Source organism: Streptomyces sp. JH002 (assembly GCF_050916115.1).
In the GTDB taxonomy this organism is placed as follows: Bacteria; Actinomycetota; Actinomycetes; order Streptomycetales; family Streptomycetaceae; genus Streptomyces; species Streptomyces xiamenensis.
In genome coordinates this window covers 5,329,836-5,342,318 of record NZ_CP087989.1, presented here as the reverse complement: position 1 = coordinate 5,342,318, position 12,483 = coordinate 5,329,836, and the positions used below count along the sequence as shown (strand labels likewise).

Here is a 12,483-nt window from a genome sequence, read left to right as displayed (position 1 = left end):
AGGTCGATGGCAGCCGGTGAGACAGGCGCATCCCCGGTCAAATCCGCGGTGCGGACCGTGGAACTGCTGGAGTTCTTCGCGGGACGTCCCGGTATGCACTCGCTCGCCGACGTGCAGTCGGCGGTCGGCTACCCGAAGTCGAGTCTGTACATGCTGCTGCGCACCCTGGTGGAGCTCGGCTGGGTGGAGACCGACCCGACCGGCACCCGGTACGGCATCGGGGTGCGGGCACTGCTGGTGGGCACCTCGTACATCGACGGCGACGAGGTGGTGGCCGCGGCGCGCACGACGCTGGACCGGCTCTCGGACGAGACCACCGAGACCATCCACCTGGCCCGCCTGGACGGCACCAGTGTGGTCTATCTGGCCACCCGGCAGTCGGACCACTATCTGCGCCCGTTCACCCGGGTCGGCCGCCGGCTGCCGGCGCACTCCACCTCGCTGGGCAAGGCGCTGCTGGCCACGTATCCGGACGAGCGGATCCGGGAGCTGCTGCCGCCGGAGCTGGAGGCGCTGACCGAGCACACCGTCACGGACCGGGAGCAGCTGATCGAGGAGCTGGGGACGGTGCGCGAGCGCGGTTACGCGATCGACCGCGAGGAGAACACCGTGGGGCTGACCTGCTACGGGGTGGCCATCCCGTACCGGACCCCGGCGCGCGACGCGATCAGCTGCTCGGTCCCGGTGGCCCGGCTGACCCCCTCTCACGAGCAGCAGATCAGGGAGGCGATGCTGCACGCGCGGGACCGGCTCACGCTGGCCACCCGTCACCTGTGACGCAGAGCCCGACGCGCGACGCCCCCCGGCCCGTGATGACGGGCCGGGGGGGCGTCGTCGTGCCGTTCTCCCGGGCGTCAGCTGACGCCGAGCACCTGCTGCACCGGGTCGATCGCGAAGTAGATCACGAACAGGGCGCCGGTCAGCCACAGCATCCAGTTGATCTCGCGGATCCGGCCGGTCGCGATCTTCATCAGCACGTAGGTGACGAAGCCGGCGCCGATGCCGTTGGTGATCGAGTAGGTGAAGGGCATCACGGCGATGGTGACGAACGCCGGGACGGCCAGGGTGTAGTCGTTCCAGTCGATCCGGGCCACCTGCGTCATCATCAGGAAGCCGACCGCCACCAGGGCGGGCGCCGCCGCCTGGGCCGGGACCACCGCCGCCAGCGGGGCGAACAGCAGCGCCAGCGCGAACAGCGCGCCGGTGATCAGGTTGGCGAAGCCGGTACGGGCGCCCTCACCGACGCCGGCCGCCGACTCGATGTACGAGGTGCCCGAGGAGGCGGAGGCCGCCCCGCCCGCGACAGCCGCCATGCCGTCCACGAACAGCAGCCGGCCCAGGCGCGGCACCCGGCCCTTCTCATCCAGCAGCCCGGCCTCGCCGGAGACGGCGACCGCGGTGCCCATGCTGTCGAAGAAGTCGGTCAGGAACAGCGTGAAGGTGATGAGCAGCACGGTGATCCAGGTGATCTCACCGAACGCGCCCAGCAGGCTGAACTGGCCGAGCAGGCCGAAGTCGGGGGTGCCGACGATGTCGTCCGGCAGCTGGGGCACGGTCAGGCCCCAGGCCAGGTCGTCGATGTCGGCGATGGAGTTGATGATGATCGCCACGACGGTGGTGACGGCGATCGAGATGAGGATGGCGCCCTTGGTCCTGCGGGCCATCAGCGCCAGCGTCAGCAGCAGGCCCAGGCAGAACACCAGCACCGGCCAGCCGGTCAGCTCGCCGGTGGCGCCCAGGGACAGCGGGGTGCCGTCGCCGGGGGCGGTGAAGCCGGCGTTCACGAAGCCGATCAGGGCGATGAACATGCCGATGCCGACCCCGATGGCCTGCTTGAGCGCCATCGGGATCGCGTCCATCACCTTCTGCCGCAGCCCGGTGGCCGCCAGGGCGCACAGGATGAGCCCTTCGATCACCACCAGGCCCATGGCGTCGGGCCAGCTCATCCGGGGCGCGATCTGGTAGGCGACCATCGCGTTGATGCCGAGCCCGGCGGCCAGCGCCAGCGGCAGGTTCGCGGTGATGCCCATCAGCACGGTCATGATCGCCGCCACCAGCGCGGTGGCGGTGACCACCTGCTGGAAGTCCAGCTGGTTGCCGTAGGCGTCCTCGGCGCCGCTGAGGATGATCGGGTTCAGCACCAGGATGTAGGCCATGGCGAAGAACGTGGCGAGCCCGCCGCGCACCTCCCGGCCCAGGGTGGAGCCGCGCGCCGATATCTGGAAGAAGGTGTCGGCACGTTCGATGAGCGCGGGGCGGGACGGCATGGGCTTCCTCGGTGATGTGGTCCGGGTGGCACGAAGGTGTGCGACCGGGGGATTCTGCCTGCCAAGCCAGCCGGAAAGGTTTACGCGGTGTAACACGATGCCGCACCGTTACGGAATCGCGTTCTCGGGGCACCGCTCAGGGCAGCCGGGCGAGAGCGTGCCGGACCAGGGCCAGATCATCGGCGGTGGCCAGGCCGGCGTGGTAGAGCCGCAGTTCGGTGGCGCCCAGAGAGGCGGCGTGTGCGGCGTCGTCCACCAGGGTACCGGGGCTGCCCCCCATTCCCGCGACGACCTGGAAGTTGGCCGCCAGCACGGTGCCGGCCCGGCGGTGCGCGGCGAACGGCGGCAGCACGGCGGTACGGGCCCGCTCGTCGCCGGTGCACGGCAGCACCACCCCGTCCGCGTGGTCCAGCACCGCCTTCGGGTCGACGCCGGCGTTGGCGCCCAGGGCGCGGGGCGCCGGGTGGGCGTGCAGCAGCACCCGGAAGTCCGGCAGTCCGCGTTCGCGGGCCCGCTCCTGTACGGCGGCCACCGTCTCCCGCTGGAAGGTGTCGGCCGCGGCGCCGCGCCAGCCGGCCACCGCCGCCGCGTCCTGGTCGCTCAGCTCGCCCTCGACGGCCCGCCCCTCCCAGGCGGGGGCCAGCAGCTCCCGCACCCGGGCGCACAGACCCCGCGGTTCCGCGCCGTGCTCCGCGTACCCCCGCTCGCACACGGCGCAGAAGCACAGGGACATCAGCCACCGCCCGTACTCCCCCAGCGGGGCCCCGGCGATCTTGTCGTGCGCGTGCGGGTGCTCCAGGCCGTACCAGCCGCAGGACTCCAGCTCGGTGCCGGTGGTGCCGGGGCGCACCGCGGCCTCGGCGGCCAGCCGGACCGCGTACGCGCGCACTTCGGGGCGCGCGACGCACGGCGCCCACGGGTAGTGGTCGCCGTGCGCGTTGCGCACCGTGCTGTCGGGGTGCTCGCGGCCGAGCCGGGAGTTGTGGGCCAGGATCACCCACGAGTGGACGTCGAGCCCGGCGGCGGTGAGCGCGCCGGCGGCCTCGCCGTACGGGTCGTCGCCCGGCAGCCAGGTCTGGGCGGCGGGGCGCAGCGCGGATCCCGCCCAGTGCGCGGGGTCGGCCGGGTAGTACACGGCGGAGTGCCGGGCCGTGACGATGCGGTGGCCGGGGTGGCGCGGGGTGAGGGCGCGGGTGGCGTGGTACGCGGCGGCGAGGGTGACCTGCTGGACGCCGAGGCCGGCGATCAGCTCGGGGGCGGCGGGGTCGCCGGTGACGTCCCAGGGGTAGAGGAAGGCGGCGGTGCGCATCGGCATCGGGTCAGCGTCCTAGCAGGGTGAGGCCGCGCTCGATGAGCGCGGCGAGTTCGGTGACATGGGCGGGGGCGGGCTCGGTGAGCGGGGCGCGCACCGGGCCGACGTCCAGGCCGCGCAGCCGTACCCCGGCCTTGACCAGGGAGACGGCGTAGCCCTTGCCCCGGTCGCGCAGCTCGACCAGGGGCCGGTAGAAGCCGTCCAGGAGCCGGTCGGCGGTGTCCCGGTCGCCGGTGGCGAGCGCGGTGTGGAAGGCGAGGGCGATCTCGGGGGCGAAGCAGAAGACGGCGGAGGAGTAGAGGTCCACGCCCAGGGCGCGGTAGGCGCTCTGGGTGAGTTCGGCGGTGGGCAGTCCGTTGAAGTAGCGGAACTCCTCGCCGGGGGCTTCGGTGCGCACCGCGCTGATGACGCGCTGGAGCAGGTCGAGGTCGCCCAGGCCGTCCTTGAAGCCGGTGATGCCGGGGACGCGGGCGAGTTCGACGACGGTGGCGGGGGTGAAGACCGCGTTGTCGCGCTGGTAGACGATGACGTCCAGGCTGGTGGCGGCGGCGATCCGGGTGTAGTGGTCGAGCAGGCCGTGCTGTTCGGCGCGCACCAGGTAGGGCGGCAGGGCGAGCAGTCCGTCGGCGCCGGCGGCCTCCGCGCTGCGCGCGAAGTCCACGGCGAGTGCGGTGCCGTAGCCGGTGCCGGCGACCACGGGGACGCGTCCGGCGGCCTCCTCGACGGCGGCGGCGACACAGGTGCGGAACTCGTGGGGGGTCAGGGCGTGGAACTCCCCGGTCCCGCAACAGGCGAAGATGGCTCCGGCGCCCGCTTCGATCCCGGCGCGCAGATGGGCACGGTAGGTGTCGGTGGCGAGGGCGCCGTCCGGTCCGTAGGCGGTCACGGGGAAGAAGAGCGGACCCGCCAGCCGGGTGGCGAGTGAGGTGGTCGTCATGCGGGCCCCCAGGGACTCGTACAGGATGATGACTATCGTCCATATACCTGAACGACCACGCTAGATGAGTACGGAATCAATGGTCAACAGGTCATTGACAGCACGTTGACGGGCACACGGCGACCACTTAGCGTGTCCCGATATATGAACGATATTTATGGATGGAGACTCGATGAGTGCCGCTGAGCCCACAGGTCGTACCGGATCCACGGTTCTGCTCACCGGAGCCGCCGGCGGCGTGGGCACCCTGATGCGGGAACTGCTCCCCGCTTACGGCTATACGCTGCGGCTGCTCGATGTGGTCCCCGTGCCCGGCGCCCCCGAGGCCATCATCGCCGACCTCGGTGACCGGGACGCACTGCGTGAGGCGGTGCGCGGGACCGACGCCATTCTCCATCTCGCGGGGATCTCCCTGGAGTCCTCCTTCGAGAAGATCCTGCGCGCCAATATCGAGGGCACCTACAACCTCTACGAGGCCGCCCGCGAGGAAGGTGTGCGCCGGGTCGTCTTCGCCTCCAGCAACCACGCGATGGGCTACCACCCGTGGCCCGCCGCCGGCGCGGACACCCCGCTGCTGCCGGCCGACGCCCCGCACCGGCCCGACACCTTCTACGGCCTGTCCAAGTGCTTCGGCGAGGACCTGGCCCAGCTGTACTGGGACAAGCACGGCATGGAGACGGTGTCCGTCCGGATCGGGTCGCTGTTCCCCGAACCCAACTCGGTGCGGATGCTGTCGATGTGGCTGAGCCCGGAGGACGGGGCCCGGCTCTTCCACGCCGCGCTGACGGCGCGGGAGGTCGGCCACACCGTGGTCTACGGCTCCTCGGCCAACACCCGCCTGGTGTGGGACCTGGCCACCGCGCGCGGGCTCGGCTACGCGCCGCAGGACGACTCCGAGAAGTTCGCGGAGAAGCTGATCGCCGAACAGGGCGAGCTGGACCTGGCCAACCCCGATCAGGCGCACCTGGGCGGGCACTTCGTCACCAGCCCGCCCCAGTGGCCGGTCGGGCACCGGCCGCACCCGACCCCCGAGGCGGACTGAGCGCGGCGGCGGGACGCCGGGCGGGACCGGTCTGGGCCCGCCCGGTCCCGGCGGGTGCGCGCGGCGGCGCTCTCGCCCGGTTCCCCGGCAAAGTGAGGCCGAGGGGCAGTCACGTCGTACGGGGTGGTTGTCGCGCGGCTCATCAGGGGCTTGTCCCCGCAGGGTTGATCATGGCGAGCGCCAGGCGTTCACCACGGCTGCCAGGGAAGAAGCAGCGGTGAGCAGCAGTCCTGCGGTGCCCAGGACGTACAGCACGCGCCGTGGCCGGGCGCCGGGCGCGCAGTCCGCGCACAGCAGCACCGGCCGATACCGGCCGCCGTGGGCGGGCGGGCCGGCCCAGGTGACGAGGGCCCGCCGGTGGCATCGCGTGCAGGTTCCGGCGTGCCACCAGCGGCTCGCACGCAGGTCTTGAGCCGATGTGGGCGGTCGGGGATTCATGGGTGTCTCAACAAGGTGAGTGGGCAAGAAGGGTGGACTGTCCTGCCCTCGGGTGGTCGAGGGCAGGAGGAACGAGGCCCCTGCCCGGCCCCGGAGGGCCGACCGCCGGGACATGGCGGGCGGTCATCGGGCGGACGGGGCGGCCGGCTTCTCGCGCGGGGAGAGCGTCATGACGCCGTCTCCCTCCGCCGTGCCCCACGCTCGGCGGCAGGACGCCGGTGCGCGGGCACCTGCACCAGGTACTCACCCGGCACTGGCCGCAGAGCGGTCTCCGCTTTCGGCGTATGGCACCAGCATGTACAGTCCGTCCGCAGCCAGGACGGTGTATCCGGGTGGGGCGCGTCCAGACACATCCAGTGGGCCCATGGCCACAACCGGCCGTCGTCGGCCGCTTGGCACATCGCGGTGACCATGATCAGTTGTTCCATCGGCCGCCACCGCCCGCCGTGCGCCGTATCAGGTCCGCCATGCCCGGCGGTTGCTCGGCCACCGGCACCAGCGCGTACCGCTCCACGCACAGGGGGCAGACACGCACCACCCCGGCCGCAGTGACGGCGACCGTCACCAGCAGCCGCTCGGGCACCGTCCCGCAGGCCTCCGAACCGAGCGCGCACATCGCTCTCATGCCGGCCCTCCCCCCGTGTCGGAAATCCCCGAGGTGTAACGGAGTAAGACGCTCACGTCGTCCGCGTGCCGCTGGCAGGCCGTCACCGTCACCCGTCGGCCGCGCGGCCCGGCCGCCGTGATGACCGCCGGCGGATACGCCACACCTCCGCACCACACGCAGCGCTCCGCCACGCGCCCGGCCACCGCCGCGAGCGAGGTGAGCAACGGGACCGCGTCGGTGAGGCAGTCACCACGCGGCAGCACCACCCACCGCCACACCCCGCCCCGCTCGGGCCCCCTGTCCGCCGACGGGACGTAGGTGGCGTCTGTGTGGCCCAGCAACTGCACGCCTTCAGGGAACGTGGCGGGCACGCCAGCGGGGATGAACCAGACCATGGTGTCGCTGGTCTGGTCGGCTACGACGCCCCGCGAGGGCACGAGGGCCAGCAGCAGTTCGCCCGTTGCCCGCGGCACAGGCACGGCGTTGAACCAGCGTCCGCACGGCACCCGGGTCGCCCCGGACCCGGCGGCCGGAATCCAGCTGGGCAACGTCATCGGGGCCCTCGGGACCGGGCACGTGGCTTCATCGCGGCGCACAGGTCGGGAGCATCCGTCAGCCTGATCTGCTTGCCCCGGTGGCATGGGGAGATCAACCAGTACGAGCCCGGGGGTGTCACCCGGTGTGGCGCTGGCAGGATCAGTTCTTCCGCCAGTACGACCTCCGTGTCGGCCTGGCGCCATGCGCTCGCGGCGGAGGCCGACACGAGGATGTACAGCATGCGCTCAGCAGGGTGTACGAGGATGGGGCCGGGTTCGGTCCGCAGCCGGGACAGGGCCTGGGCTCCGAGAAGTCTGGGCGCGCGGACGGCAGCCCACGGGGACAACGGTGTCGACATCGTTCCTCCTGTGAGGTGATGCCGCGAACGTAGAGGCCGGGTGGCGCCCCTACCCGAACTCTCAGTTCGGGTGTGCCACAGGCTCGGGTCAGCAGACCACGCCGATTCGGTCGGCCAGCCCGGTTGCCTGGCGCCGCAGGGTGGGCCTCACTCGGCTCACCAGTTCCCGGGCCATCTCCCGTGCCACCGGGGAGCGGGCCAAGTCCTGTGGCGCCTCGGCCTCCAGATCGATCAGACGCAGCAGTACAGCGGCATCTTCCCTGCGCTGGAAATGACAACGGGCCACATCGAGGTCGAACGTGAACCGGCGCTCCAGACTCGGGATGTGGTCCATGATGAGCTGATCAGCTACTCGCAGGGCCTCGCCGGTCTCACCGGCCTCCATCTCGATGCTCAACAGGTGCAGCCCCACGTTGGTGGGCCCGAACACCGTCCGTCCCGCGTTGGTCTCGCCAGCCTGGTCCGCCAGCGGTCCGGCAACAGACAACAGATGCTCGCGTGCCTGGTGATGACGGCGCCGGCGTCCAAGCGCCACCACGGCCACCAGCTCCAACGCGCCTTTCATCGCCACTGAATCCCGCGTCGCGGGCACGTGACCGAGCCGCGCCACTCCTTGCCGTGCGACCTCGCCGGCGGCTTCGGGCTGGCCGTCGCCGATCAGAATGTGTCCCAGGTTCCAGTGAGCCGTGGCCGTGCGGATCGGATCTGCCGCGTCCTCAGCGGCCCGTAGCGCGCGGTCGGCAACCATGAGCGACAGATCGGTTCGGCCTGCCCGCCGACAGTAGGAGCGGAGCAGGCCGTACAGGTCCGCCGCACACCGCAGAACGTCCCGGCGAAGTGCTGCCTCCCCCGGCGCTCGCGAGGCACGCAGCGCCTGCTCCACATCCACGATCAGCTGCGGCAGCACCTTGGCCGCCGCAGTGAACCGCGCCGGCTCCGACTGCCACGATGCCCAAGCCGACTCCACCCGCTCACGCAGCCGGACCGCATCGACCGGAGCATCATCGCCGAGTACGGCCTGATACCCAAGCAGCGCGGCAGCAACGCCGGGCGCAATCAACGGTTCGGTTGGCGCTTGGCGATTGTCCTCCTGCTCAAGGAGATGAGTGAGCGGCACGCCCAGTTCTCGGCTGATAGCCCACAGCACATCGACCGAAGGGGTTTTCAACCCACGCTCGATCTGGGACAAGTAGTCCACCGTGATCGCGCACAAACCGGCGATGGCCGCCTGTGTCCGGCCTGACCGCTCCCTGACCTCCCGGACGCGCCTTCCAATGATGAGCTTCGGCGCACCCACGGTGCCCCCTGCGATCGGATGATGACTTTCCGTTGCAGTCTAAGTTCAACTCCACCCGTGGGACCCTGTGACGGACAGAACTCACCCGCCAGTGCCCTGGGGAACCGGTGACAACACTGCTCGTGCTGTGGGACATCGACCACACGCTCATCGCCATGCGCGGCATCGGCAGCCAACTGTTCGGCATGGCCTTCGAACAGACACTCGGCGTTCCCATGAAGCGGCAGGCCCTCATCGACGGGATGACCGATCAGACCATCTTCGCGGCCACCGCCCACGAACACGGAATCGCGGTGAGCAGCGCGGATTTCGCCCGATTCGCCGCAGCACTCGCCGAGGTGCACCTCGCCCACATCCCTCAGATCCGCGAACGCGGCCACGCCCTCCCCGGTGCCGCCTCCGCCATCGCCGCCTTCGCTGCCCTTGGCATCCGCCAGAGCGTCGCGACGGGCAACATCGCAGCCACCTCCAGGATCAAGCTCGCCGCCTTCGGTCTCGACACCGAAATGGACTGGGCAACCGGCGCCTTCGGAGACGACGCCGACAACCGACCCGACCTTGTGCGCGTTGCCCGGCTACGCAGCGGCTGTCAACCGAGCGATATCGTGGTCATCGGTGACACTCCGGCCGACATCGACGGCGCCACCGCCAACGAGATCCTCGCGGTGGGCATCGCCTCCGGCAAGAGCACCGAGGACCGATTGCGCGCGGCCGGGGCATCCGTAACCCTGCCCGACCTCACCAACATCGACCTCCTCCTGGACGCCATCGGCCGTCGGGTGAAGGACTAGTTCAGCACTGCGGAATCCGGTCACGGGCGGACGCACCAGCGGCGCCGCGGGGCCAGCACCTTCCACCGCATCTGGCGGGGTACCCGACGCCCGCGAGGTGAGCGCCTGTACCGGGCCCACCACCACCGGCTGCCCAGCCGCACCCGAGGACCGGGACTCCGTCTGGGGCGGCCTTCGCCACGGACATTCTGGAACGACAAGACGCCCCGCCCCATGGGGATGCCGCTGGATCGGCCAACAGCATCCTTCCGGTGCGCGGCGCCCCGTTCACCCGCTGGTGGACACGGCCAGCGCACAGGCCCGCGCCGTGCGGGCCAGCCGTTCCGCGTCGGGCCCGGCACCGCCCGGTACCGGGAAACGGCGGCGCACATAGCCGAAGGTGAGGCCGGAACGCGGATCCGCGAAGGCCATCGAGCCGCCCGCCCCGTCGTGTCCGAAGGACCCGGCGCCCAGGAACGGCAGCCCGATCATGAAGCCGACGCCGTACGGGCGGTGGATGTCCAGCACCAGGTCCTGGCCCGCCACCTGCGGCAGCGCCCAGCCGCCGTAGGTGTCCGGGCGCAGCAGCGGCGGCCGGCGGGTGCCGTCCTCGTCCGCCGTACCGTGCACCGCCGCCGCGTAGAGCCGGGCCAGGCCGCGCGCGCTGCCCACTCCCCCGGCCGACGCCTGGCCACCGGCCCGGAACGACCGGGAGTTGGGCCACTCCCACAGCGGCCCCGCGTCCGGGCGGTGTTCGTTGCCCGCGATGCCGCCGAGGCGGTCGGGTGCGAACGGGTTCTCCGGCAGCGGCCGCGGCGGCAGCACGGTGGCCACCCGCTCCTCGTACTCCTGCGGCAGTCCCAGGAACATCTCGATGCCGTACGGGCGGCGGATCCGCTCCTCGTACACCTGCTGGAGCGTGCGTCCGGTCGCCCGGCGCACCACCTCGCCGAGCAGCGCGCCGATGGTCGCCGTGTGGTAGCCGAACAGCCCGCTGTCCGGGTTCCAGTACGGGGGGTGCGGGGCCAGCAGTTCGGCCAGCGCGCGGTCGTCCGCCAACTCCGCGAGGCCGAAACCGGCCTCGGTGCCGATCGCGCCCGCCCGGTGGGTCAGCAGCTGCCGCAGGGTGACCCGTTCCTTGCCGGCCGCGGCGAACCGCGGCCAGTAGTGCCGCACTTCGCGATCGAGGTGCAGCACGCCCTCCTGTGCCAGCAGCGCGGCGGTCAGATAGGCGGCGCCCTTGGTGGAGGAGAACACACCGATCAGCGCTTCGCCCCCGAGGCCGGGACCACCCCACAGATCGACGACAGGGCGGCCGTGCAGATACGCCGCGACCTGCGCCGAGTGTTCCGGGTCGGCGGCGAGCAGCGCCGCCAGTTCCTCCCGCACCGGCTCGAACCCCCGGGCCGTGCGGCCGTGCGTCTCGCTCAACACTGTGCCTTTTCATCCGTTCCGTTGTCCGAAAGTATGCCCGCGCGACGGTGCCCCGGCGGGCGTGCGCCCGCCGGGGCACCGTTGTGCAGCGGCGCGCGGATCAGCCGATGAGCCGGCCGCTGCCCGCGTACAGGCCCACCAGGACCGGCACCGCCGCCGGGTGGTCGACCCGGGTGCGCAGCGCGGGGGTCCAGCCGGCGTCCTCGCCGACCGGGCGCGCGGGTCCGGTGGCGTGGTAGGCGGCGATCAGGTCCACCGGGCGCCCGTTGAACCAGTTGTCGCCCGCGGTCAGCGACTGGCCGTCGTTGAAGGGCCGGATGACCCGGTCGGCGGTGGTCCCCCGGGCGAGCGTGAACGCGTTGTGCTCGGCGACGAGACGGGACTCGAAGCCGACACCCCAGCTGTAGCCGAACCGGCCGCCCTCGTCCTGCCGGTAGTGGTTGTTGTAGACGTCCACCTGGCCGAAACGGACCCGGGGCGCCCGCTCGTTGACGTTGTGGAAGAGGTTGTGGTGCAGGGTGATCCGCAGCCGGCCCCGGTCGTCGGCGCCCGCGCCGTCACCGTTGCCGATGATCATGGTCTTGTCGTGCTCGCGGAAGACGTTCCAGCTGACCGTCACCAGGTCCGTGCCGCGCACGATGTCCAGCAGCCCGTCGTGCTGCTGGTACAGCCGCCCGAAGTAGTGCGGCAGCCCGCTGTCGGGATTGCGGCCGTCGGTGAAGGTGTTGTGGTCGATCCACACGTGCCGTGCGCCGCGCAGCTCGATGGCGTCGTACTCGGAGTTCCAGTTGCCGTACTGGCCGTCGGTGGGGTCCCAGGAGGGGAAGCAGTCGGCGGCGTCCTCCAGGGTGAGGTTGCGGATGATGACGTTCTCGGCGTTCTGCACGCTCAGGCTGGCGCCCAGCAGGCGGGCGTCGCGGCCCTCGCCGATGATGGTGGTGTTGGAGCCGACCGACAGCCGCACCCGTTCGCGCTGAGCGAGCTGGGAGGCGTGCCGGGCGTCCTCGAGGGGCCCCTCCGGCTCGCTCTCCCAGCCCCACACCTGCGGGTCGTAGGCGGCGAGATAGTCCTCGATGGTGTAGCCGTCGACCGCGTAGTCGGCGCAGCCGAGCACCCGGCCCGCGTCGTCGGTGTTGACGTCGACCGTCCCCCTGATCTTGATGATCTTGGGGGTGGGGTCCTGGTCGTTGAGCGCGGCGACCAGCCCGGCGCGGTCGGTGACCGTGTACGTGTGCGCCCGGTCGGCGTCCGACCCCCCGGTCACCCCGCCCTCGGCCGCACCCCAGCCGTCACCGGCCCCCAGGACCGTACGGGAGGGGTCCGGCGGGCCCGCGGGACCGGCGGCCCGGGCGGTCGCGCCCAGAGGCAGCAGGCCCACGGCCAGCGCGGCGCACCCGGCGAGTGCACCGGCTCTCAGACGGCGTACGGGCATGGCGACTCCTTCGATTCGGCGGTGAACAAAGGGGAATGCGGACGAGCGGGCC

12 protein-coding genes are annotated in these 12,483 nt (G+C 71.6%); 3 read left to right on the top strand and 9 right to left on the bottom strand.

The features are described 5' to 3' along the window. Window positions 1-6: 6 nt before the first annotated feature. Window positions 7-777 carry an IclR family transcriptional regulator gene (locus H7827_RS24485; RefSeq protein ID WP_432747359.1) on the top strand — a complete coding sequence of 257 codons (771 nt, stop codon included), beginning with the start codon at window positions 7-9 and terminating at the stop codon, window positions 775-777. 77 nt (window positions 778-854) lie between these two features. Here the strand turns inward: H7827_RS24485 and H7827_RS24480 are convergent, their stop codons facing one another. The 3 genes from H7827_RS24480 to H7827_RS24470 all read right to left on the bottom strand — a co-directional run bounded on the left by H7827_RS24480 (window position 855) and on the right by H7827_RS24470 (window position 4,516). Continuing rightward, entirely contained in the window at window positions 855-2,267 is a 1,413-nt protein-coding gene (locus H7827_RS24480; protein WP_386535202.1) for an NCS2 family permease, read from the bottom strand. A gap of 136 nt (window positions 2,268-2,403) precedes the next feature. Continuing rightward, window positions 2,404-3,576, bottom strand: a complete 1,173-nt coding sequence (locus H7827_RS24475) for a hypothetical protein (protein ID WP_432748053.1) — start codon at window positions 3,574-3,576, stop codon at window positions 2,404-2,406. 10 nt (window positions 3,577-3,586) lie between these two features. Beyond that, window positions 3,587-4,516 (bottom strand): 5-dehydro-4-deoxyglucarate dehydratase, encoded by a 930-nt coding sequence (locus tag H7827_RS24470; protein WP_432747358.1) that lies wholly within the window; start codon window positions 4,514-4,516, stop codon window positions 3,587-3,589. 172 nt (window positions 4,517-4,688) lie between these two features. On the opposite strand from H7827_RS24470, the gene H7827_RS24465 reads away from it, so the two are divergent. Next, window positions 4,689-5,558 carry an NAD-dependent epimerase/dehydratase family protein gene (locus H7827_RS24465; protein WP_432747357.1) on the top strand — a complete coding sequence of 290 codons (870 nt, stop codon included), beginning with the start codon at window positions 4,689-4,691 and terminating at the stop codon, window positions 5,556-5,558. Between the two features lie 168 nt (window positions 5,559-5,726). Here the strand turns inward: H7827_RS24465 and H7827_RS24460 are convergent, their stop codons facing one another. From H7827_RS24460 to H7827_RS24445, 4 genes are all read right to left on the bottom strand, one after another. Continuing rightward, window positions 5,727-5,996 (bottom strand): hypothetical protein, encoded by a 270-nt coding sequence (locus H7827_RS24460; RefSeq protein ID WP_432747356.1) that lies wholly within the window; start codon window positions 5,994-5,996, stop codon window positions 5,727-5,729. 415 nt (window positions 5,997-6,411) lie between these two features. After that, complete coding sequence (locus H7827_RS24455; RefSeq protein WP_386535192.1) at window positions 6,412-6,621, bottom strand: hypothetical protein; 210 nt, start codon at window positions 6,619-6,621, stop codon at window positions 6,412-6,414. After that, window positions 6,618-7,157 (bottom strand): hypothetical protein, encoded by a 540-nt coding sequence (locus tag H7827_RS24450; RefSeq protein ID WP_432747355.1) that lies wholly within the window; start codon window positions 7,155-7,157, stop codon window positions 6,618-6,620. Before H7827_RS24450 ends, H7827_RS24455 begins: the two co-directional genes overlap by 4 nt. Before the next feature lie 429 nt (window positions 7,158-7,586). Next, window positions 7,587-8,795 carry a helix-turn-helix domain-containing protein gene (locus tag H7827_RS24445; RefSeq protein ID WP_432747354.1) on the bottom strand — a complete coding sequence of 403 codons (1,209 nt, stop codon included), beginning with the start codon at window positions 8,793-8,795 and terminating at the stop codon, window positions 7,587-7,589. A 107-nt stretch (window positions 8,796-8,902) separates the two neighbouring features. Between H7827_RS24445 and H7827_RS24440 the strand changes: the two genes are divergently transcribed. Further along, a complete protein-coding gene (locus tag H7827_RS24440; RefSeq protein ID WP_386535185.1) occupies window positions 8,903-9,586 on the top strand; it encodes an HAD family hydrolase in 684 nt (227 codons plus the stop codon). Between the two features lie 267 nt (window positions 9,587-9,853). On the opposite strand, the gene H7827_RS24435 is transcribed toward H7827_RS24440, so the two are convergent. Beyond that, on the bottom strand, window positions 9,854-10,999 hold the full coding sequence (locus H7827_RS24435; protein ID WP_432747353.1) for a serine hydrolase domain-containing protein: 1,146 nt from the start codon (window positions 10,997-10,999) through the stop codon (window positions 9,854-9,856). Window positions 11,000-11,099: 100 nt separating this feature from the next. Next, window positions 11,100-12,431, bottom strand: a complete 1,332-nt coding sequence (locus H7827_RS24430; protein WP_432747352.1) for a pectate lyase family protein — start codon at window positions 12,429-12,431, stop codon at window positions 11,100-11,102. Window positions 12,432-12,483 lie beyond the last annotated feature (52 nt).

Excerpts from the sequence above, each read along its gene's own strand:
- H7827_RS24485 (WP_432747359.1), top strand. The coding sequence starts at position 7 with ATGGCAGCCGGTGAGACAGGCGCATCCCCGGTCAAATCCGCGGTGCGG.
- H7827_RS24480 (WP_386535202.1), bottom strand. The coding sequence starts at position 2,267 with ATGCCGTCCCGCCCCGCGCTCATCGAACGTGCCGACACCTTCTTCCAG.
- H7827_RS24475 (WP_432748053.1), bottom strand. The coding sequence starts at position 3,576 with ATGCGCACCGCCGCCTTCCTCTACCCCTGGGACGTCACCGGCGACCCC.
- H7827_RS24470 (WP_432747358.1), bottom strand. The coding sequence starts at position 4,516 with ATGACGACCACCTCACTCGCCACCCGGCTGGCGGGTCCGCTCTTCTTC.
- H7827_RS24465 (WP_432747357.1), top strand. The coding sequence starts at position 4,689 with ATGAGTGCCGCTGAGCCCACAGGTCGTACCGGATCCACGGTTCTGCTC.
- H7827_RS24460 (WP_432747356.1), bottom strand. The coding sequence starts at position 5,996 with ATGAATCCCCGACCGCCCACATCGGCTCAAGACCTGCGTGCGAGCCGC.
- H7827_RS24455 (WP_386535192.1), bottom strand. The coding sequence starts at position 6,621 with ATGAGAGCGATGTGCGCGCTCGGTTCGGAGGCCTGCGGGACGGTGCCC.
- H7827_RS24450 (WP_432747355.1), bottom strand. The coding sequence starts at position 7,157 with ATGACGTTGCCCAGCTGGATTCCGGCCGCCGGGTCCGGGGCGACCCGG.
- H7827_RS24430 (WP_432747352.1), bottom strand. The coding sequence starts at position 12,431 with ATGCCCGTACGCCGTCTGAGAGCCGGTGCACTCGCCGGGTGCGCCGCG.